This window comes from Pseudonocardia sp. NPDC046786 (assembly GCF_040645415.1).
In the GTDB taxonomy this organism is placed as follows: domain Bacteria; phylum Actinomycetota; class Actinomycetes; order Mycobacteriales; family Pseudonocardiaceae; genus Pseudonocardia; species Pseudonocardia kongjuensis.
Window position 1 is genome coordinate 24477 of the sequence record NZ_JBEYYF010000004.1, and the last position, 21495, is coordinate 45971.

The window sequence follows — 21495 nt, forward strand, 5'->3', positions numbered from 1 at the left end:
GATCAGTTGAGCTTGACCACGGGGCAGGTGAGCGTCCGGGTGATCCCGTTGACGTTCTGCACCCGGGCGACGACGAGCCGGCCGAGCTCGTCGACGTCGTCGGCCTCGGCGCGCACGATCACGTCGTACGGTCCGGTGACGTCCTCCGCCGAGATGACCCCCGGCAGGCCCCCGATCTCGGAGGCGACGGAGGCGGCCTTGCCGACCTCCGTCTGGACGAGGATGTATGCCTGCACCACGGCGTGCCCCTTTCCGGTACGTGCCGCCCTGCCGGATGGTTGACGGCAGGAATGTCGGACGCCGAACCTACCGGAGGCAGCCCCCGTGTCCCCATCCGCGATCACGCCCGAGGGCGGTTCCGAGGCGAGCGTCTCACTCCGGGAGGTGGGTGAGTTCCGGGTGATCGACCGGGTCACCGCCGGCCGGGTCCAGCCGGACAGCACCCTGCTCGGCCCCGGTGACGACTCGGCCGTCGTCGCGACCCCGGACGGGCGGGTGGTCGCCTGCACCGACGTCCTGGTCGAGGGCGTGCACTTCCGGCTGGACTGGTCCAGCCCCGAGCAGGTGGGCCGCAAGGCGGCCGCGGCGAACCTGGCCGACCTGGCCGCGATGGGCGCGGTGCCCACCTCGCTGCTGGTCGGGCTGGCCTGCCCGTCGGAGACGCCGGCGTCCCGGATCGAGCAGCTCGCCGACGGGCTGTGGGCCGAGGCGTCGGCGGTCGGGGCCGGGCTGGTCGGCGGCGACCTGACGTCGGGGCCGGTGATCGTGGTCTCGGTGACCGCGCTCGGGTCGCTGCAGGGCCGGTCGCCGGTGCTGCGCTCGGGGGCGCGGCCGGGCGACCGGGTCGCGGTCTGTGGGCGGCTCGGGTGGTCGGCCGCCGGGCTGGCCGTGCTCGGCCGCGGGTTCCGGTCGCCCGCGGCGCTGGTGAACGCGCACCGGGTGCCCGCCCCGCCGTACGCCGCGGGGCCGACCGCGGCCGCCGCCGGCGCCACCGCGATGGTCGACGTGTCGGACGGGCTCCTGGCCGACCTTGCCCATGTGGCGCACGCCTCCGCGGTGGCCGTGCGGCTGCGGTCGCGGGCGTTCACGGTTCCGGCGAAACTGGCCGAGATCGGCTCGGCGCTGGGCCTGGACCCGCTGCGCTGGGTGCTCACCGGTGGCGAGGACCACGCGCTCGTCGCGACGTTCCCGCAGGACGTGGCGCTGCCGGCGGACTGGGCCGAGGTGGGCACGGTGGAGCCGCCCGGCGAGGACGGGCCGGGCGTCACGGTGGACGGGCGCCCCTACGACGGCGACGCCGGGTGGATCCACTTCGCGAAATATTGATTCCACTTCCTCCTTGCGATACGCCCGCCCGGGTGACAAGGTCCTGTGCATTCGTGCTGGTTCCGGGCGTTCTGTCCGGAAACGACCGTCTCCCGAGGAGATGTCACCGTGGACAACCTGGGTGTACTCAGCCTGCTCGCGCTCACGCCGATCCTCGTCGTCGCGATCCTGCTGGTCGGGCTGCGCTGGCCGGCGAAGTACGCGATGCCGCTGGGCTTCGTCGCCGCCGCACTGATCGGCGCCCTGGTGTGGGGGATGAACGCCACGACGATCCTGGCCGCGACGATCGAGGGCCTGGTGATCGCCATCGGGCTGCTCTACATCATCTTCGGTGCGCTGCTGCTGTTGCAGACCCTCACCCAGAGCGGTGCGCTGGCCACCATCCGGGCCGGCTTCACCAAGATCAGCCCGGACCGCCGGGTACAGGCGATCATCATCGGCTGGCTGTTCGGATCCTTCATCGAGGGCGCCTCCGGGTTCGGGACACCGGCCGCCGTCGTCGCACCGCTGCTGCTGGCGCTCGGCTTCCCGGCGCTGGCCGCGGTGCTGGTCGGCATGGTCATCCAGTCCACCCCGGTGAGCTTCGGTGCGGCGGGCACCCCGGTGCTGACCGGTATCGGGCAGGGTCTCGCCGGCTCGCCCGAGGTGGACGCCCGGATGGCGGCACTCGGGCTGGACCAGGCCGGTTACCTGTCGCTGATCGGGCTCGAGGTCGCCGCGATCCACGCTGTCGCCGGCACGTTGATCCCGCTGTTCCTGGTCTGCCTGGTGACCCGCTTCTTCGGTGAGAACCGCAGCTTCGCCGAGGGGCTCTCGATCTGGCCGTTCGCGCTCTACGCGGCGTTCGCCATGACCGTGCCGTACGTGCTGGTCGCCGCACTGCTGGGGCCGGAGTTCCCGTCGCTGCTCGGTGGCCTGATCGGCCTCGCGCTGGTGATGTTCACGTCCAGCCGCGGCTTCCTGATGCCGAAGCAGGCCTGGGACTTCCCGCCCCGTGAGCGCTGGCTGGACCGCTGGGTCGGCAACATCGAGCCGGACACCTCCGTGGCCGGCGCGCGGATGAACACCTGGCTGGCCTGGTTGCCCTACGTGCTGGTCGCCGTGATCCTGGTGCTGACCCGGACCGTCGAGCCGATCAAGGAGGCCCTGCAGGGCGTGACCGTCGGCCTGTCGGACATTCTCGGCACCGGGATCTCGGAGGAACTGGAGCCGCTGTACTCGCCGGGAGGGGTGTTCCTGGCCGTCTGCCTCATCACCTACGGGCTGCACCGGATGAGTGGGCGGCAGGTCGGCCGATCCTTGTCGGTCTCGGCCGGCCAGCTCGCCGGGGCCGCGGTGGCGTTGCTGTTCGCGGTGCCGCTGGTGCGAATCCTGATCAACTCCGGTACCGAGTTCAACACCTCCGGCCTGGCGAGCATGCCGCTGACCCTGGCCGAGGGCGCGGCCGCGGTCGCCGGTCCCGCCTGGCCGATCCTGGCACCGTGGATCGGGGCGCTCGGAGCGTTCGTCGCGGGCAGCAACACGGTCTCGAACCTGACCTTCGCGCTGTTCCAGTTCGCCACCGCGGAGAACATCGGCGCCGTACCGGAGACCGTCGTCGCCACCCAGGCGGTCGGCGGTGCGGCCGGCAACATGGTGACGGTGCACAACGTCGTCGCGGCGTCGGCGACGGTCGGACTGCTCGGCAAGGAGGGCGACGTCATCCGGATGACGATCCTGCCGACGGTCTACTACTGCCTGATGGCCGGTGGGCTGTCGTTCGTGCTGATCTACGGCGTCGGCTTCAACCTCGGCACCGCGCTGCTGGTGCTGCTGCTGGTGACGCTCGCGGCGGTCGTCGTCGGGCTGCGCCGGGCGACGCCGGTCCGGACCTGACGTGAGCTGACGCCCACCCCGGACACACGCCGGCCCGGTCACCGCGAGGTGACCGGGCCGGCGTGTGTGCGAGCCGCCGTTGTGGGTCCGGCGGCCGGTCTCAGCCGCCGCGGCGCCAGAACAGCAGGACGCGACGCAGCCGGTTGCGCAGCCGCGGATGCCCGGGCACGGAGCGCTGCGGCGCCGGGAACTGCCGGAACTCCGGCGGCGGCGCGGTGACGCCCGCGGCGGGCAGGGTCGGCGGGTCCATGGCGACGAGGGTCTGCGGGAAATGACGGCTGGACGGGATCACGGACTTCTCCTGCACGACCGCTCCATCGCCATGCGTGGTCGATCCGTTACCGGTGGTCTGCCGCATGATCAGCCTCCTCGATGTGCCGGTCCGCGCACCGTCGACCGGGGGCGCCGGCACGACCCGGGGGCCCGGGCGGGGCGCGCGGGGACACCGCCGAGCGGGTGGTCACGGGGAAGCGCGGGCGTCGATGCCTGGTCGTTTCAGGGTAGTACGGCCGCCGGATCGCGCTGCGTGCGGTGCCTCACCCGGACAGCCGGTCGCCGGCCCCGATCGGGCTACCGTACGAACCGGGACGGTGGACGGTCGCAGGACGAGGACGGGCGGGGGTGTCGGACCGGTGGCGGGTGTGGCCTGGGCGGCGCTGGCGGGGTGGGTCCTCGCCGCGGCGCTGCTGCTCCTCGCACACCGGCGGATCGAGCAGCTGCAGCGGGCCGACACCGCGCGCAAGTGGGACCTGCTCGCGCTGCGCGCCGAGCTGGGGGCGTTGCGCGGGGAGCTGCGGGCCGGGGAGCCGGTGCGGGTGGTGGCTGCGGCTGATCCGGTGGTGGGCACCGGTGTGTCGGACCCGGCGGGGAGTGCAGCGCCGCCCGGCCGGCGGGCCGGGACCACCGAGGCCCGGAGCACCGAGGCCCGGACCACCGGCCCGACGGCCTGGCGGCGCTCGCACCACCGCCCGGCCCGCCGGGACCGGCGCCGCACCTACTGAACCCGCCGGACGCCGTCCGGGGTCACGGCAGCATCCAGCCCAGCACCGGCGTCGCCTGCAGCGCGATCACGGCGGACAGCACGACGAGCATCCCGAGGCTCCACCCGATCACCCGGCGCAGCAGCATGCCCTCCTGGCCCTCCAGCTTCACCGCGACGCAGGCGATCGTCAGGTTCTGCGGGGACAGCATCTTGCCCAGCACGCCGCCCGAGGAGTTCGCCGCGGCGAGCAGGTCCGGCGGGAGCCCGGCACCGTTCGCCGCCGTCACCTGCAGCGACCCGAACAGCGCGTTCGCCGAGGTGTCCGAGCCGGTGACGGCGACCGCGAACCAGCCCAGCACCGGCGACAGGAACGCCAGCGCGCCGCCCGCCCCGGCGATCAGCAACCCGATCGCGGTGGTCTGCGCGGACGCGTTCATCACGTAGGCCAGCGCCAGCACCGAGGTGACCGTGACGATCGCCCAGCGCAGGTCGTGCACCGTCTCGCCCCAGAGCCGCAGCGCGCGCCGGGCGGACACCCCGAGCAGCGCGGCGATGATCACCGCGGCCACCACCATCAGGGTGCCGGCGGTGGACACCCAGGTGAGCGAGTACGCCGTGGTGCTGTGCGGCTCGCCCTGCGGATCGACCACGGCCAGGCCCGGCCACTCGAAGGCCAGCTTCAGCGAGTCCAGCGCACCCTTCAGGCCGGGGATCTGGGCGAGCGCGAACACCCCGACGATCACCACGTAGGGCAGGTAGGCCAGCCGGACGTCGCGCGGCGAGTCCTCCGGCTCCGGGTCCCCGGTGCCACCGGTACCGCCGGGACCGGCCGTCCCGGCGGTGACCCGGGTGGTCCGGCGGGCCGCCCACACCGCGTCCGGCCGCAGCCGGGCCAGCCCGACGATCGCCAGCGCACCGGCCAGTGAGGCGACGATGTCGGTGAGCTCGACCGACACGAAGTTCGAGGTGAGGAACTGGCCGAGGGCGAAGACGACGCCGCCGGCGACGGCCGGCGGCCAGGCCTCCCGGATCCCGCGCACGCCGTCCACGATGAACACCAGCACCAGCGGCACGAACAGGGCCAGCAGCGGCGTCTGCCGCCCGACCACCGCCGACACCTGGTCCAGCGGCAGACCGGAGACCCGGGCCAGCGTGATCACCGGGACACCCATCGCGCCGAACGCGACCGGCGCGGTGTTCGCGACCAGCGCCACCACCGCGGCCTTCAGCTTGTCGAAGCCGAGCGCGATCAGCATCACCGCGGTGATCGCGACCGGGGCGCCGAACCCGGCGAGCGCCTCCAGCAGCCCGCCGAAGCAGAACGCCACCAGGATGGCCTGGGTGCGGGTGTCCGAGGACAGCGCGCCGAAGCTGCGCCGCAGCACGTCGAAGTGCCCGGTGGAGACGGTCATGTTGTAGACCCACAGCGCGTTCACCACGATCCAGAGGATCGGGAACAGCCCGAAGAACGCGCCGTGCGACGCGGCGAGCAGCGCCTGGCCGACCGGCATCGCGAACCCGGCGACGGCGACGACGAGCGCCACCGCCAGGCCGGACAGCGCCGCCCACTGGGCGCGCAGCCGGAACACGCCCAGCAGCACGAAGACGGTGGCGAGCGGGAGTACCGACACCAGCGCGGACGCGACCAGGGAGCCGCCGACGGCCTCCGGATCCTGCTGGTAGGGGCCCTGGGCGAGGGCCGTGAGGGTCTCCGACGAGAGGGGCGGCGCTGACCATTTCGTCATGGAGTGGAGTCTGACATCCACATCGCGGAATTGCAGGATGGAACGTTGCTTGATAAATCAGGGCGTGCGGAGCGCGTCGGCGACGTCCAGTACCCGCTCCGGGTGCTCGCCGGCCGCCACCAGCACCAGATCGGTGGCGCCCGCGTCGGCGAACCGGCGCAGCTCCGCGGCCACCGTCTCCTCGTCCCCGGCGACCACGGTCTCGGCGATCCGGGTCAGTCCGCCCCGGTCCAGCACCGCCCGGTAGGCGGGCATGTCGGCGGCCACGCCGAACGTCCGCTCGATCCCGGCCCGGGCCGCGTCCGGATCGGAGGTCACCACGGTCACCACCGAGACGACGATCCGGGCGGTGTCCGGCAGCGCGGGCCGCAGGTGGTCGGCGACCAGGTCCGGCCGCACCCAGGTGGCCACCGTGCCGTCGGTGAGCTCCCCGGCGACGGCGAGCATCCGCGGCCCGAGCGCGGACAGCAGCAGCCGGGGCGGCGGGCCGGGCACCGTGATCCGGGTGTCGACGGTGTGGAAGCGGCCCCGGTGGGTGACCTGCTCGCCGTGCAGCAGCGGTCGCAGGATCTCCAGGTACTCGCGGGTGCGGGCGGCGACCGCGTTGTAGGGCAGGCCGAGCTGGTCGGTCACGAACCACCCGTGTCCCGGCCCGACGCCGAGCGTCAGCCGCCCGCCGACGGCGGCCTGTACGGTCAGCGCGTTCGCCGCCAGCGCGGCCGGATGCACCGGGGCGGTGAGCGTCACCGCGGTGCCGAGCTCGGCGGGCCCGCGGTCCGGACCGGCACCGGCGAGCAGCGCCAGCGGGTCCCAGCTGCCCGGGAGCTGGTTCGTCCAGGCCGCGTCGAGCCCGCGCCGGCCCGCCGCGGCGATCGCGTCGTGGACCGCTGCCGGTCCGCCGGAGGTGTCGAGGAAGGTTCCGATCCGCATCGGTCCAGCCCACCCCGGCGGCGGGCGGCGAACCAGACCGGAACAGACCGCGCAGCGATCAGCGTTGGGCATCGATGCAGGCAGGGAGGGGCGGACATGGAACTGCGCGGGTTGCGCTACTTCGTCACGGTGGCCGAGGAGCTGCACTTCGGCCGGGCCGCGGAACGGCTGCGGATCGTCCAGCCGGCGGTCAGCAGGCAGGTCGCGCTGCTGGAACGCGAGCTCGGCGCGACGCTGCTGGATCGGTCGTCCCGGCACGTCCGGCTGACCCCGGCCGGGCACCGGGTGCTCGCCGCGGCGCGCGAGGCGCTGGCCGCGGCGGACCGGGTGCACCGGGTGCTCGACGAGCCCGCCGTCCGGCTCCGGCTGGGCACCGCGTCCGGCCTGACCGCGCGGATCGAGACCGGCATCGAGCGGCTGCGCGCCCACAACCCGGCACTCGACGTGCAGCTGTTCGACCTGCCGGTGCGGGAGCGGCTGGACGCGGTGCTGGCCGGCGACCTGGATCTCGCGCTGGTCCGCGGTACCCCGGCGGCCCGCGGGCTGCTGGTGCGCCCGGCCTGGACCGAGCCGTTGCACGCGGTCGTGTCCGCCCGGCACCCGCTGGCCGGGGCCGGCCCGGTGACCCTGGCCGAGCTGGCCGCGGCGGGCCCGTTCCGGTATCCCTGCCGGGACGGCGACCGGCCGTGGCACGACGCGGTGGCCCGGATCGTCGAGCCGGCCGGGGTGCGGTCCGGTGCGGGACGGCAGGTCGGGACCGAGGACGACGTCGTCGTCGAGATCGGGGCGGACCGGTGCAGCTGGACGCTGCTGCCCGCGGGGCGGGCGGTGCGATCGGGATCCGCGCGGATCCGCGAGCTCGCGCTGGATCCGCCCGCGAGCGTCACCGGCTCGGTGGTCGCGCCGGACGGTGCGACGACGACCTGCCGGGACGCGGTGCTGGCGGCCTTCCAGGACCAGGGCGCACCCCCGGCCGGCCCCCGCACCCCCACCGCGGCGGCGCACCCGCTCTGACGGGTGCGCCGACGAGCAGGGGGTGCGCCGACGTCGGTCGCGGCCCCGGCCGGTGCTCCGCGGCCGGCCGGTTCAGCGGTGCGGCAGCGCCGCCCCGCGGATGCTGGCGTCGAGCAGCTGCACCGGGTGCAGCAGCGGGACGTCGGCGAACCCCGGGCCGCCGGTGCCCTCGGTGCTGTTCGGGCCGTCGGGGGACCCGGGCAGGTACTTGGCGATCTGCAGCAGGCAGCCCGGGTTCGCGGTGACCACCACGTCCGGTTTCGCGTCCCGGATCTTCCCGGCCTTGCGCTCGCCGAGCTCGGCCGCCGCGTCCGGCATGATCATGTTGTAGATCCCGGCGGAGCCGCAGCACAGCGACGCCTCGGCGATGTCGACCAGCTCCACTTCCGGCACCGTCCGCAGCACCTCCCGTGGCTGGGACCGCACGCCCTGGGCGTGCCCGAGGTGGCAGGCGTCGTGGTAGGCGACGCGGCCGCGCACCGGGGTCCGCGGGGCGCGCGGGCCGCCGTCCTCGGACTCGGGACGCGAGTACAGCTCGGCCAGCACCTCGTGCACGTCGCGGCAGCGCGCGGAGAACGCGGCCGCCCGGTCGGCCCACTCCGGGTCGTCGGCGAGCAGGTGGCCGTAGTCCTTCATCGACGAGCCGCAGCCCGCGACGTTGGTGACCACCGCGTCGACGTCGAGCGTCTCGAACCGGGCGATCGTGCGCCGCGCCCTGGCCAGCGCGGACTCCGCGCGGCCGGCGTGCACCTCCAGCGCGCCGCAGCACTGCTGGTCGCGCGGCACCAGCACGTCGCAGCCCTCGGCGGCGAGCACCCGCAGGGTGGCCTCGTTGACCCGGTGGAAGAACACGTCCTGCACGCAGCCGGTGAGCAGCGCGACCCGGGCCCGGCGGCGTCCGACGGCGGGGGTGTGCACCGGCAGCGTGGCGAACGCCTCGCGGACCGAGACCGGCGGCAGCAGCGACTCCACGGCGGCGAGCCGCCTCATCGTTCCGGCCGGCAGCCGGCCGGGCAGCTTCTCGGCCAGCTTCCGGATCGCCGGGACGGCGCGCAGCTTCTGGTAGAGCGCGCCGGGCAGGGCGGCGGCGCGCAACCGGCGCCGGTAGGGGAACAGCGCGAAGATCGCGTCCCGGAACAGCTTGTCCGCCCGGTTGCGGGGGACGTTGCGCTCGATCTGCGGGCGCACCGACTCCAGCAGCTTGTCGTACTGCACGCCGGACGGGCAGGCCGTCACGCAGGCCATGCAGCCCAGGCAGTTGTCGATGTGCTCGGTGAACGGGCCGTCCAGCCCGATGTCGCCCTTCTCGGCCAGGTCCATCAGCAGGATCCGGCCGCGCGGGGAGTCCATCTCCTCGCCCCACAGCACGTAGGTCGGACACGTGGGCAGGCAGAACCCGCAGTGCACGCAGTCGTCGAGCAGCTCCCGCTCCGGCGGGTGGACGCCGTCGAACGCGGACGGCTGGGCGGGGTCGTGGGTGCTCGTCATGCGTGCCTCACATCCAGGGTTCGAAGCGACCGGCGGCGAACCGGGCCTCGGGGTCGAGCTGGGTCTTGACGGCCTTGAGCAGGGCGAGTGCGGACGGTGCCGGTCCCCAGGCGGGGGCGTCCAGGGTGTCCGGGCGGTCCCGCAGCACCGACGTGCCGCCGGCCGCGGCCACCGCCCGGTGCACCTCGGCGACCGCGCTGCCCGGCACGGTCACGGTGGCGACGCCGGTGGCCGGGCCCGCGGTGACGGCGGTGCTGGGCAGCCCGGCGAGCAGCGGGGCGAGCCGGACCGGTGCGCACCCGATCCGGACGACGGCCCCGGGGTCCCCCGCGGCCCCGGCGGGCGCCGCCGGGTCCGGGCCGGGGACGGCCGTCGGGTCCGCGATGCCGGCCCCGGCGAGCGCGGTCGCGGAGGTCCCGGCCGGGCCGGCCGCGGCGACGGCCGCCCGCGCCTGCTCCGGCCGGCTGGACGGGCCGCCGGTCAGCGCGGCGTGCCGGGCCCAGCCCTCCGGCCCGATCTCCCGGGCCCCGTCGCCGAGCAGTTCCAGCAGCCGCCCGGTGCGCGCGGGCAGGGTGTCGGTCCCGCCCTCCAACCGGACGAGCAGCGTGCCCGGCTCGCCGGACACCCACTCGGCAGCGATCGGCTCCAGCGGGCTCGCCATCAGCCGCTGCACGTGCGCGGCGGCGGCGTCCAGGGGCCCGTCGACGGCGACGCAGGCCACCGCCTTGGGCACCGGGTGCAGCCGCAGCACCACCTCGACCACCGGGCCGAAGGTGCCGTACGAGCCGTGCATCAGCTTGGCCATGTCGTAGCCGGCCACGTTCTTGATGACGTGGCCGCCGCTGCGGACCATCGTGCCGTCGGCGAGCACCGTGGTCGTGCCGATCACCAGGTCCCGCATGCCGCCGTAGACCAGCGCGGACGGGCCGGCGTCGGCGGTCGCGAGCAGCCCGCCGACGGTCGCACCGCGGTCGGTCCGGGCCGCGTCCAGCGCGAGCCGCTGGCCGTGCTCGGCCAGCTGTTCCTGCAGCTCGCGCACGGGCGTCCCGGCGTGCACCGAGACCGTCATGTCACCCGGGTTGTGGGTGATCACCCCGGACAGCGCGGACAGGTCGATCGTGGCGTCGGCCTCGGCGGGCCGTCCGGCCCAGTGGCGGGCGGTGCCCGCCCCGGAGATCGCGAGCCGGCCCGGGGTGTCGAGGACGGCGTCGCGGACCTCCTTCGCCGACGTCGGGCGCAGCGTGGTGGGGGCAGCGCGGGTCATGGGTTCGGGCCCTTCTAGAGACGCTCGATCAGGCCGGCTTCCTCCAGGGGATGCGGCCGGTACCGGCCCGGCTTCTCGCCGCAGAGCCGTGGGGTGGGCAGCAGCTTGCCGGGATTGCAGATGTGGTCCGGGTCGAAGCCGGCCCGGACCCGGTCCATCACGGCCAGGTCGTCCTCGCCGAACATGGTCGGCATCGAGCAGGCCTTGTCGGTGCCGATTCCGTGCTCGCCGGACAGCGAGCCGCCCATCTCGACGCACAGCTCGGCGATCTGCGCCGACAGGTGCTCGGCCCGCTCGGTCTGGCCCTCGGCGTCGGAGAACAGCACCAGCGGGTGCAGGTTGCCGTCCCCGGCGTGGAAGACGTTCGCCACCCGCAGCCCGGCGGCGGAGCTCATCTCCTCGATCCGTTCCAGCACCTCGGCCAGCCGGGTCCGGGGGACGACGCCGTCCTGCACGATGTAGTCCGGCGAGATCCGGCCGACCGCGGCGAACGCGGCCTTGCGCCCGCGCCAGATGTTCGCCCGCTCCTCGGGCGAGCCCGCGATGTGCAGCCGGGTGCAGCCGTGCCTGTCGCAGATCTCCTTGACCAGTGCGAACTGCTCCTCGCACTCCTCGACGGTGCCGTCGAGCTCCACCACCAGCGCGGCCGGGGTGTCCAGCGAGTATCCGGCCCCGGTGGCGCCCTCGGCCGCCTCGATCGCGAGCGCGTCCATCATCTCGACGGCGGCCGGGACGATCCCGGCGGCGACGATGTCGGACACCACCTGCCCGCCCGCGGCGACCGACGGGAAGTCGGCGAGCAGCGTGCGCATGACCTCCGGGGTGCGCAGCAGCCGCACGGTGACGGCGGTGACGATGCCGAGGGTGCCCTCCGAGCCGAGGAACACCCCGCGCAGGTCCGGGCCCTGCTGCTCGGCGGAGTCGGTGCCCAGGGTGACCTGGGTGCCGTCCGGCAGCACGACCTCCATCGACAGCACGTGGTTGGTGGTGAAGCCGTACTTCAGGCAGTGCGCGCCGCCGGAGTTCTCCGCGACGTTGCCGCCGATCGTGCAGACCTGCTGCGACGACGGGTCGGGCGCGTAGTAGAGGCCGTGCGCCGCCGCGGCCGCGGTGATCTCGAGATTGGTGACGCCGGGCTCGAGCACCGCGCGGCGGTTCTCCGGATCGACCTCGAGCACCCGGTTGAGCCGGTTCAGCCCGATGACGACGCCGTCGGCGACCGGCAGCGCGCCGCCGGACAGGCCGGTGCCCGCGCCGCGCGCGACGAACGGGACGCGGTGCCGGGCACAGATCCGGACGCAGCCGGCGACGTCGTCGGCGGTGCGGGGGAGCAGTACCAGTTCCGGGACGACCCGGCTGCCGGTCAGCCCGTCGCACTCGTAGGCGCGGGCGCGGACCGGATCGTCGATCACGTCGGCGGCGCCGAGCAGGGCGACGAACTCGTCGTGGACGCGGCGGGCGAGGGGCATGGTTCGGTCCTCCCGGGCGTGGTCGGGCTCACGCGAGGGTACGTCGGCACGGGAGGTTCCGCGTGCCGCGTCACTTTCATGATGCGGAAAAGATAGTCCACTGGTAGAAATGCAGCCAGTCCCAGGCATATGTAGAGAGGGTGGTCACAGATGGCCGACAGCTCCGGGCTGCAGGTCGATCCGCACCTGCGCGCGTTCGTCGAGGACGAGCTCCTGTCCGACGTGGGTCTCACCGCCGAGTCGTTCTGGTCGACCCTGGCGCGGCTGCAGGAGCGCTTCGCGCCGAAGATCGCCGACGCGCTCGCCCGCCGGGACGACCTCCAGGCCCGCATCGACGCCTGGCACTCCGAGCACGGTGCCGGTTCGGTCGAGGAGTACGAGGCGTTCCTGACCGAGCTGGGCTACCTGCGCCCCGACGCCTCGCCCACGATCAGCGTGGACCGGGTCGATCCGGAGATCGCCGAGATCCCCGGCCCGCAGCTGGTCGTGCCCGCGACCGTGCCGCGCTACGCGCTGAACGCGGCGAACGCCCGTTGGGGATCGCTGTTCGACGCGTTCTACGGCACCGACGCGCTCCCGCAGCAGGGCGAGCTCGCCCCCGGCTACGACGAGCAGCGCGGCGCCCAGGTCATCGCCGCCGCCGACGAGCTGCTCGACGAGCTGTTCCCGCTGGCCCGCGGCAGCCACGCCGGGGTGAGCGCCTACCGCGTCACCGACGACGGCCTGGTCGCCGACACCGCCGACGGGCCGGCCGTGCTCGCCGATCCCGCGCAGTTCGCCGGGCACCGGCCGACCGACGCCGACGGCCGCGGCGCCGTGCTGCTCACCCGCAACGGCCTGCACCTGGAGCTGGGCATCGACCCGACGGCCCGGGTGGGGCGCCAGCACCACGCCGGCGTCGCGGACGTCGTGCTGGAGTCGGCCGTCACCACCATCGTCGATCTCGAGGACTCGGTCGCGACCGTCGACGGCGAGGACAAGGCGGCGGCGTACCGCACCTGGCTGGGCCTGCTCACCGGCGACCTGGTCGCCGAGTTCGAGAAGGGCGGCCGGACCGTCACCCGCCGGGTCGACCCGGACCGCGAGTACACCGCGCCGGACGGTTCGGCGTTCACCCTGCCCGGTCGCTCGCTGATGCTGGTCCGCAACTGCGGCCACCACATGACCACCAACGCGGTGCTGACCGCGCAGGGCGACGAGATCGCCGAGGGCGTGCTGGACGCGCTGGTGTCCGCCGTCGCCGGGCTCTACGACCTGCAGCACAAGGGTCCGCACACGAACTCGCGGGCCGGCAGCGTCTACATCGTCAAGCCCAAGCAGCACGGCCCCGAGGAGGTCGCGCTGACCGTCGAGCTGTTCGCGGCGGTGGAGGAGGCGCTCGGGCTGAGCCCGAACACGCTCAAGATCGGCATCATGGACGAGGAGAAGCGGACCACCGTCAACCTCGGCGCCTGCATCGCCGAGGCCGGCGAGCGGGTCATCTTCGTCAACACCGGGTTCCTGGACCGGACCGGCGACGAGATCCACACCTGCTTCCGGGCGGGCCCGGTGCTCCGCAAGGGCGACATGAAGTCGACCACCTGGCTGCAGACCTACGAGGACCGCAACGTCGACGTCGCACTCGCCGCCGGGTTCTCGCACCGCGCCCAGGTCGGCAAGGGCATGTGGGCCAAGCCGGCTGCGATGGCCGAGATGATCGAGCAGAAGATCGGCCACCCGAGGGCCGGCGCGAACTGTGCCTGGGTGCCCTCGCCGACCGCCGCGACCCTGCACGCGCTGCACTACCTGCGGGTCGACGTGCACGAGGTGCAGTCCGGGATCGCCACCCGGCCGGTCGCGCAGCGGCGCCCGCTGCTGGAGCTGCCGCTCGCCGACCCGGCGACGCTGACGGCCGACGCGGTCACCCACGAGCTGGAGACGAACGCGCAGTCGATCCTCGGCTACGTCGTGCGCTGGGTGGGCATGGGCATCGGCTGCTCCACCGTGCCCGACCTGTCCGGCGTCGGGCTGATGGAGGACCGGGCCACGCTGCGGATCTCCGCCCAGCTGGTCGCCAACTGGCTGGAGCACGGGGTCGTCGACGCCGGGACCGTGCGGGACACGTTCGCCCGGATGGCCGCCGTCGTCGACGACCAGAACGCCGGCGAGCCCGGCTACCCGCCGATGGCGAAGGACCTGGCGGGCAGCGAGTCCTTCCAGGCCGCGCTGGAGCTGGTGTTCTCCGGCGCGACCGAGCCCAACGGCTACACCGAGCGCACGCTCACCCGCTGGCGGCAGCGGGCCAAGAGCAGCGCCTGACCGTTCCGCGTCGTCATCGGCGCCCCCGGGCCCCTCGGCCCGGGGGCGCCGACGTGTGTGAGGAGGAGAGTCCGCTGAACCGCCCCGCGCCCTGGGTGCGCCCCGCGGCCGTGCTGTTCGGCGTCGGCTACGGCGCCAACCAGTTCAGCCCGCTGATGGTCGCCTACCGCGAACAGGGCCATCACTCGTCGACGGCGGTCGCCGCCTTCTTCGGGGTCTACGTGCTCGGGCTGGTCCCCGGCCTGCTGCTGGGCGGCCCCGCCTCGCAGCGGTGGGGTCGGCGCCGGGTGCTGCTCCCGGCCGCGGCGCTCGCGGTCCCGGCGTCGGCGGTGCTCGCCGCGGGCGGCGGTGCCGAGCTGCTGCTGCACGCCGGACGGCTGCTGGCCGGGCTGAGCATGGGCGTCGCGATGGCGGTCGCGACGACCTGGGTGAAGGAGCTATCGGCCGAGGGCGGTGCCCGGCGCGCCGCGCTGGCGACCACCCTCGGCTTCGGGTCCGGGCCGCTGGTCGGCGGGCTGCTCGCGCAGTACGCGCCGTGGCCGACGGTGCTGCCCTACCTGGTGCACGTGCTGATCATGGTCCCGGTGCTGGCCGCGCTGCGCCGGGCGCCCGAGACGGTGTTCCCCGATCCGGGCGGCGGGCCGCTGTGGCGGGCGCTGCGGGTGCCCGCGGTGACCGATCCGCGCTTCGTCCGGCTGGTGCTGCCCGCCGCGCCCTGGGTGTTCGGCGCGGCCGCGCTGGCCTACGCCGTGCAGCCCGACCTGCTGGCGCCCGGCAGCCACGGCCTGCTGGTCGCGACCGGGCTCACCACGGTGAGCCTGGCCGTCGGGTTCGGGGCCCAGTCGCTGGCCCGCACGGTCGAGCGCCGAGGTGGCGAGCAGGCCGTCGTGCGCGCCGGGCTGGCCCTGGTGATCGGCGGGACGCTGGTGACCGTGCCGGTCGCCGTGACCGCGTCGGTGCCGGTCGCGTTCGCCGCCGCCGCGCTGCTCGGCGCCGGATACGGCTTCGTGCTGCTGGCCGGGTTGCAGCAGGTGCAGCGGATCGCCCCGCCCGGGCAGCTCGCCGGGCTGACCGCGGTCTTCTACTCCGCCACCTACCTCGGGTTCCTGCTCCCGGTGGCACTGGCCGCGCTGTCCGGTGCCGCCGTGCGGGCCTGGCCGGGCGGGCTCGGGGTACCCGGTGCGGGGTACCCGGTGCTGTTGCTGGGGGTGGCCGCGGTGCAGGGGCTCTGCCTGGTGCCGGTGTGGCGCGGGGTCCGGCGTCCGGCACCGGAGCCGGTCGGGGTGTGACGGTCCATGATCCGCGTTTCGGGAGTGCTCGCGGCGCCCACGCGCACCAGCACTCCCGAAACGCGGATCATGGTGGCGACGATGATGGTCCCGTGTTCGAACTGCGTGTCTGCGCCCTGGACCACCCGGACGCCCTGGAGCTGAACGAGGAGGTCCAGGCCTACTACCGCGAGGTCTACGGCGACAACGACGTGACCGTGCTCGCCCCGGAGCAGTTCACCGCCCCGCGCGGCCGCTACCTGGTCGGCTACGACGACGGCCAGCCGGTCGCGACCGGTGCCTGGCGGCCGGTCGACGCCCGCCCCGACGACCCGGTGCTGCGCGACGGCGACGCCGAGATCAAGCGGATGTACGTCGTCCCCGACGCGCGCGGGGCCGGTCACGCGCGCACACTGCTGGCGGAGCTCGAACGCACCGCCGCGGCCGCCGGGCGGCGACGGATGATCCTCGAGACCGGCACCGCCCAGCCCGAGGCCATGTCGCTGTATCGCGCCTGCGGGTATCAGCCGATCGGGAGGTTCGGCACATACCGGGACGATCACCGTTCACGGTGTTTCGGCAAGCTCCTGCGGGAGTGAGCCCCGGTACGGTGGCGGGCGAAACGTCCGGTTGCTCCGATAGGATGACGGCGGCTCCGCTGCCGTGTCCTTGCCGGCCGCCGGCTCTCCGATACCGGGGCCGCTCCCCGGTTCGACTGGGACGCGAGTGAACTGACCGTCCGTCCGAACGACCCCGTGACCCAGGAGGTGTCGGTGCTCGCCGTTGTGGCCGCCCATATCGTCCTGGCGTTGTGCCTCCCCGCACTCGCCCGGTACAACCGGCGGCTGGCCTTCGCGGCCGGCGCTGCCCTGCTCGCGGCAACACTCGTATGGGCGATGATGCAGGCCCCCGCTGCGCTCGGCACGGGGGTGACCGACGAGCTCGCCTGGGCGCCCGAGCTGAGCCTGTCCCTCAGCCTGCGGCTGGACGCGCTGGCCCTGGCGATGATCGTCCTGGTGTCCGGGGTCGGCGCCCTCATCCTGATCTACGCGGCCTGGTACTTCGGTCCCCGCTCGACCGACGCCGCGCGGTCGGCGGCGCTGCTGGTCACCTTCGCCGGGATGATGCTCGGCCTGGTGCTGGCCGACGACCTGCTCACCCTCTACGTGTTCTGGGAGCTGACGTCGCTGACGTCGTTCCTGCTCGTCGGGCAGGGCGGCCAGTACCGGGAGAACCGGCGGGCCGCGGTGCAGGCGCTGCTGGTGACCGTGTTCGGCGGGCTCGCGATGCTGCTGGGCATCGTGCTGCTCGGCCAGCTCGCCGGCACCTACTCGATCCCGGAGATCACCGCGGCGGCCAACGCCGGCACCCTGGCCGCGGACCAGCCGGTGGCGCTCGGCTTCGCGTTGGTGCTGATCCTGCTCGGCGCGCTGACCAAGTCGGCGCAGCTGCCGTTCCACCCGTGGCTGCCGTATGCGATGGCCGCCCCGACCCCGATCTCGGCCTACCTGCACGCCGCGTCGATGGTGAAGGCCGGCGTCGTGCTGGTGGCCCGGCTCGGGCCGGCGTTCTCTCCGTTCGCGGTGTGGTGGGTGCCGGTGGTCGTGCTCGGCCTGGCGACGATGCTGCTCGGCGGCTGGCGCGCACTGCGCCAGACCGACCTGAAGCGGCTGCTCGCCTTCGGCACCGTCAGCCAGCTCGGCTTCCTGATGGTGCTGTTCGGCGCGGGCTCCCGGGTCGCGGCGCTGGCCGGCATCGCGATGCTGCTCGCGCACGGCCTGTTCAAGGCCCCGCTGTTCATGGTGGTCGGTGCGATCGACAAGGCGTGCGGGACGCGTGACCTGCGCGAGCTGTGCGGGCTGGGCCGGCGCAAGCGCGGGCTCGCGGTGCTCGCGGCGATCGCCGGGATGTCGATGGCCGGGCTGCCTCCGATGCTCGGGTTCGTCGGCAAGGAGGCCGCCTACGAGGCGTTCGTGCTGGAGGGCGGGGTGCGCGGCTGGATCGTCGCGATCGGCCTGCTCGCCGGGTCGCTGCTGACGGTCGCCTACACCGCGCGCTTCCTCTGGGGCGCGTTCGCGACGAAGGGCCTGCAGCCCACCGGCGGGGACCCGGTGCCGCTCGGCCTGTCCGGGCCGGCCTGGCTGTGCGCGCTGACCGGGCTCGCCGCCGGGTTCGCCGCCCCGGCCGTCCAGGAGCTCGCCGCGGCCTACGCCCGGCCGCTGCCCTCGCTCGGCGACGCCTACGCCGCGCAGTACGAGCTCGGGCTCTGGCACGGGTTCGGGATCGCCCTGCTGTTCTCCGCGATCGCCGTTGCCGGTGGTCTGCTGCTGCACCAGTACGGCGCGGCACTCACCGAGCGGGTGGTGCTGCACGGGCTGTCCGCGCAGCGCGGCTACGAGTCGGTGGTGACCGGCATGGAGCGGGCCGCGATCACCGTCACCGGACGGCTGCAGATCGGTTCGCTGCCGGTCTACCTGGGCTTCATCCTGGTCACCCTGATCGCGCTGCCCGCCCCGGCCCTGCTGATGGGCGGTGCGCTGCCGCAGGACCAGAGCGTCTACCACTCGATCATGCAGGTCCCGGTGGGCCTGATGGTGATCGTCGCGGCGATCGCGCTGTGCCGGGCGCGCCGCCGGTTCACCGCGGTGCTGCTGGTCGGCGCCGTCGGCTACGGCATCGGCGGGCTGTTCGTCATCGACGGCGCCCCGGACCTCGCGCTCGCCCAGTTCCTGGTGGAGACGCTGACCCTGGTCGCGTTCGTGTTCGTGCTCCGGCGGCTGCCCGCGCACTTCGACGAGCCGGACACCGAGCGCCGGGTGCGGCTGCCGAAGGCCGCCGTGGCCTCGGTGGGCGGCGTCCTGGTCGCCGGGATGGCGGTGATCTTCTCCGGCGCCCGGGTGCAGCCGCCGGCGACCACCGCCGACTTCGTCGCGTCCGCGCCCGACGCGGGCGCCACCAACCTGATCAGTGCGATCCTGGTCGACTTCCGGGCGCTGGACACCATCGGCGAGATCACGATCCTGCTGATCTGCGCCGCCGGGACGGCCAGCCTGGTGCTGGCCACCCGCTACGACAAGAGGAAGGGCGGCCAGGTCGTGACGAGCGGGTCCGGGTCTCCGAAGCACGAGCAGGAGGTGATGGGATGACCACCTCACGTGAGGCGCCCGCGACGACGGAGCAGCCCGGCGCAGCGGCCGCCGAGGAGTCCTGGGCCCGCTGGGACGAGCCCAGCGGCCAGTGGATGCTGCCCGGCAACTGCCCGGACACCCGGGAGCGGACCCTGGTGCTGGAGGCGGCCGCCCGGCTGCTGTTCCCGACAGTGCTGGTCTTCTCGGTGTTCCTGCTGTTCGAGGGCCACTACGGCCCCGGCGGCGGGTTCTCCGGCGGCCTGGTCGCCGGGCTCGCGTTCGTGCTCCGGCACATCGCGGGCGGCGACGACAACCTGGGCTCGAAGTTCCGGATCCGGCCGCCGGTGGTGGTCGGGACCGGCCTGACGATCGCCGTGCTCACCGGGCTCGCCCCGGTGCTGTGGGGCGGCGCGGTGCTGGAGTCCACCAAGTGGACGATCACCTTCGGCGACTTCGGCTACCTGGACATCGTCACCAGCCTGCTGCTCGACGTCGGCGTCTACCTGCTGATCATCGGTGTGGTGCTGGACCTGCTGCGCTCGCTCGGCTCCGGCATCGCCCGGGACGCCCGCGAGGCGGGCGAGGACCCGCCGGGCCGCGATCTCGGTGGTGACCGATGAACATGACCATCAACCTGAGCATGGCGCTGGTGCTCGCCGTGCTCTACTCGGTCGGCTTCTACCTGCTCATGCAGCGTTCCCTGATGCGCATCCTGATCGGCATCGTGGTGCTCGGGCACGGCGCGAACCTGCTGCTGCAGCTGGCCGGCGGGCCGCCCGGCCGGGCCCCGATCCTGGACGCCGTCGGGCTCGACGAGATCACCGACCCGCTGCCGCAGGCGCTCGCCCTCACCGCCATCGTGATCACCTTCGCGCTGACCACCTACCTGCTCGCGCTGGGCTACCGGTCGTGGGTGCTGGTCGGTCACGACGAGGTCCAGGACGACGTCGAGGACCGCCGGATCGCGGCCCGGCAGAGCCCGGACGGCGCCATGGAGGAGGGTACCGCGGCGGAGACCGAGAGTTCCCCCGAGGACACCGCCGACTCGCACGAGCTCGAGGAGGGCCGCAAGTGACCCTGCTCCAGGCACTGGTCGCGTTCCCGGTGCTGCTCCCCATGCTGGGGGCGGCCGCCAGCGTGATCGTCGGGCGCCGCGCGTCGCTGCAGCGGGTGATCGGCGTGGTGACCCTCGCGATCGTCTGCGTCGTCGCGGGGATCCTGCTGGTCGCCGCGGACCGGAACGGCCCGGTCGTGGCCGAGCTCGGCGGCTGGCCGGCCCCGATGGGCATCGCGCTGGTCGCGGACCGGATGTCGGCGCTGCTGCTGCTGATCTCGACGCTGGTCACCCTCGCGGTGCTGGTGTACGCGATCGACCAGCGGATCTCCGACTACGGCCGGGAGACGGCCAGCACGACGTTCCACCCGATCTTCCTGCTGCTCTCGACGGGTGTCTCACTGGCCTACCTGACCGGCGACCTGTTCACCCTGTTCGTCGCGTTCGAGATCATGCTGGCGTCGTCGTACGTGCTGATCACCCGGCGGACCTCGGCGTCCCGGATCCGGTCCGGGATGACCTATGTGATCGTCTCGCTGACGTCGTCGTTGCTGTTCCTGACTGCCGTCGGCTTCGTCTACGCCGCGACCGGCACGGTCAACCTGGCGGACCTGGCGGGCCGGATGGACCTGCTGCCGGACGGCCTGCGCACCGTGCTGGCCCTCGTGCTCGTCGTGGTGTTCGGGATCAAGGCGGCGATCGTGCCGCTGCACTTCTGGCTCCCGGACAGCTACCCGAACGCTCCGGCCCCGGTCACCGCGCTGTTCGCCGGCCTCCTGACGAAGGTCGGCATCTACGCGCTGCTGCGCACCCAGACGCTGGTCTTCCCGCAGGACCACCCGTCGCTGCTGCTGCTGGTCATCGCGGCGCTCACGATGGTGGTCGGTGCGCTGGGCGCGATCGCGCAGGACGACCTCAACCGGCTCCTGTCGTTCCTGCTGGTCAGCCACATCGGCTTCATGCTGTTCGGGATGGCGGTCTGGACGCCCGAGGGCATCGCGGGCACCGCGCTGTACGTGGTGCACCACATCACCGTGCAGGCGACGTTGTTCCTGGTCAGCGGTCTGATCACCCGGCGGACCGGGACGGTGTCGATCAGCCAGATGGGCGGGCTGGCGCAGACCGCGCCGCACCTGGCCGTGCTCTTCGCCATCCCGGCGATCACCCTCGCGGGTCTGCCGCCGACGTCGGGCTTCGTCGCGAAGCTGGCGTTGCTACAGGCCGGTGCCGGTGCCGGGCTGGCCAGCGAGATCGTCGCCGCCTTCGTGGTGGTCGCCAGCCTGTTGACGCTGTACGCGGTCGCGCGGGTCTGGGTCCGGGTGTTCTGGGGGACGCCGAAGGAGCCGCTGGTCGACAACGACCCGAACGACGAGCTGGTGGTCGGCACCGCGCGCAGCGCCCGCGGCATGTACGTCGGCGCGTCCTCGCTGGTCGTGGTCAGCATCGTGATCGCGCTGTTCGCCGGGCCGCTGTCCGGGATCACCGCGCGGGCCGGTGAGGACCTGCACGGCAGGGAGACCTACCGCAGCGCGGTCCTGGACCCGGTCGCCGGGGCACCCGAGGGGGACGCCGGCGACACCGGGGACGCCGCCGGGGACATCGGCACGGCGCTCGCCGATCCGGCCGGTGACGGCCCGGAGGTGACCCCGTGAGC

The 21495-nt window shown here is 73.8% G+C and carries 18 protein-coding genes; 11 read left to right on the plus strand and 7 right to left on the minus strand.

The features are described 5' to 3' along the window. Positions 1-2 precede the first annotated feature (2 nt). Complete coding sequence (locus ABZ881_RS05785) at positions 3-239, minus strand: Lrp/AsnC ligand binding domain-containing protein (RefSeq protein WP_085915679.1); 237 nt, start codon at positions 237-239, stop codon at positions 3-5. 100 nt (positions 240-339) lie between these two features. Between ABZ881_RS05785 and ABZ881_RS05790 the strand changes: the two genes are divergently transcribed. Together ABZ881_RS05790 and ABZ881_RS05795 are read left to right on the plus strand one after the other, a co-directional pair. Continuing rightward, entirely contained in the window at positions 340-1326 is a 987-nt protein-coding gene (locus ABZ881_RS05790; protein WP_358482552.1) for a thiamine-phosphate kinase, read from the plus strand. A gap of 108 nt (positions 1327-1434) precedes the next feature. Further along, positions 1435-3201, plus strand: a complete 1767-nt coding sequence (locus tag ABZ881_RS05795) for an L-lactate permease (RefSeq protein ID WP_358482142.1) — start codon at positions 1435-1437, stop codon at positions 3199-3201. A 100-nt stretch (positions 3202-3301) separates the two neighbouring features. On the opposite strand, the gene ABZ881_RS05800 is transcribed toward ABZ881_RS05795, so the two are convergent. After that, positions 3302-3508, minus strand: a complete 207-nt coding sequence (locus ABZ881_RS05800) for a hypothetical protein (RefSeq protein WP_358482144.1) — start codon at positions 3506-3508, stop codon at positions 3302-3304. A 325-nt stretch (positions 3509-3833) separates the two neighbouring features. Between ABZ881_RS05800 and ABZ881_RS05805 the strand changes: the two genes are divergently transcribed. Beyond that, the gene (locus ABZ881_RS05805; RefSeq protein WP_358482146.1) at positions 3834-4202 is read left to right on the plus strand and encodes a hypothetical protein; all 369 of its coding nucleotides are present in this window, start codon (positions 3834-3836) and stop codon (positions 4200-4202) included. Positions 4203-4224: 22 nt separating this feature from the next. On the opposite strand, the gene ABZ881_RS05810 is transcribed toward ABZ881_RS05805, so the two are convergent. Next, positions 4225-5928 (minus strand): L-lactate permease, encoded by a 1704-nt coding sequence (locus tag ABZ881_RS05810; protein WP_358482148.1) that lies wholly within the window; start codon positions 5926-5928, stop codon positions 4225-4227. 57 nt (positions 5929-5985) lie between these two features. Beyond that, positions 5986-6858 carry a TIGR03564 family F420-dependent LLM class oxidoreductase gene (locus ABZ881_RS05815; RefSeq protein WP_358482150.1) on the minus strand — a complete coding sequence of 291 codons (873 nt, stop codon included), beginning with the start codon at positions 6856-6858 and terminating at the stop codon, positions 5986-5988. Between the two features lie 96 nt (positions 6859-6954). Between ABZ881_RS05815 and ABZ881_RS05820 the strand changes: the two genes are divergently transcribed. Continuing rightward, a complete protein-coding gene (locus tag ABZ881_RS05820) occupies positions 6955-7872 on the plus strand; it encodes a LysR family transcriptional regulator (protein ID WP_358482152.1) in 918 nt (305 codons plus the stop codon). Between the two features lie 72 nt (positions 7873-7944). Here the strand turns inward: ABZ881_RS05820 and ABZ881_RS05825 are convergent, their stop codons facing one another. Genes ABZ881_RS05825 through ABZ881_RS05835 form a run of 3 tightly spaced genes read right to left on the minus strand, consistent with a single transcriptional unit; the run spans position 7945 to position 12093 of the window. Continuing rightward, positions 7945-9360: a heterodisulfide reductase-related iron-sulfur binding cluster gene (locus ABZ881_RS05825; protein WP_358482155.1), complete on the minus strand. Its 1416-nt coding sequence runs from the start codon at positions 9358-9360 to the stop codon at positions 7945-7947. Positions 9361-9367: 7 nt separating this feature from the next. Next, positions 9368-10624: an FAD-binding oxidoreductase gene (locus ABZ881_RS05830; RefSeq protein WP_358482157.1), complete on the minus strand. Its 1257-nt coding sequence runs from the start codon at positions 10622-10624 to the stop codon at positions 9368-9370. A gap of 14 nt (positions 10625-10638) precedes the next feature. Next, on the minus strand, positions 10639-12093 hold the full coding sequence (locus ABZ881_RS05835; RefSeq protein ID WP_358482159.1) for an FAD-linked oxidase C-terminal domain-containing protein: 1455 nt from the start codon (positions 12091-12093) through the stop codon (positions 10639-10641). A gap of 150 nt (positions 12094-12243) precedes the next feature. Here ABZ881_RS05835 and ABZ881_RS05840 point away from each other — a divergent pair, with 150 nt between their 5' ends. The 7 genes from ABZ881_RS05840 (at position 12244) to ABZ881_RS05870 (ending at position 21493) form a co-directional block, all read left to right on the plus strand. Beyond that, positions 12244-14391: a malate synthase G gene (locus ABZ881_RS05840; RefSeq protein ID WP_358482161.1), complete on the plus strand. Its 2148-nt coding sequence runs from the start codon at positions 12244-12246 to the stop codon at positions 14389-14391. After that, positions 14388-15680: an MFS transporter gene (locus ABZ881_RS05845; RefSeq protein ID WP_358482553.1), complete on the plus strand. Its 1293-nt coding sequence runs from the start codon at positions 14388-14390 to the stop codon at positions 15678-15680. The genes ABZ881_RS05840 and ABZ881_RS05845 overlap by 4 nt, the downstream gene beginning before the upstream one ends. A 92-nt stretch (positions 15681-15772) precedes the next feature. After that, positions 15773-16258, plus strand: a complete 486-nt coding sequence (locus ABZ881_RS05850; protein ID WP_358482163.1) for a GNAT family N-acetyltransferase — start codon at positions 15773-15775, stop codon at positions 16256-16258. A gap of 174 nt (positions 16259-16432) precedes the next feature. Further along, positions 16433-18805, plus strand: coding sequence for a hydrogen gas-evolving membrane-bound hydrogenase subunit E (mbhE, locus tag ABZ881_RS05855; protein WP_358482165.1), 2373 nt, complete (start codon positions 16433-16435; stop codon positions 18803-18805). Beyond that, positions 18802-19407 carry an MnhB domain-containing protein gene (locus ABZ881_RS05860; protein ID WP_344025028.1) on the plus strand — a complete coding sequence of 202 codons (606 nt, stop codon included), beginning with the start codon at positions 18802-18804 and terminating at the stop codon, positions 19405-19407. Before mbhE ends, ABZ881_RS05860 begins: the two co-directional genes overlap by 4 nt. A gap of 2 nt (positions 19408-19409) precedes the next feature. Beyond that, positions 19410-19862, plus strand: a complete 453-nt coding sequence (locus ABZ881_RS05865) for a Na(+)/H(+) antiporter subunit C (protein WP_344025029.1) — start codon at positions 19410-19412, stop codon at positions 19860-19862. Next, entirely contained in the window at positions 19859-21493 is a 1635-nt protein-coding gene (locus ABZ881_RS05870) for a Na+/H+ antiporter subunit D (RefSeq protein ID WP_358482168.1), read from the plus strand. Before ABZ881_RS05865 ends, ABZ881_RS05870 begins: the two co-directional genes overlap by 4 nt. Positions 21494-21495 lie beyond the last annotated feature (2 nt).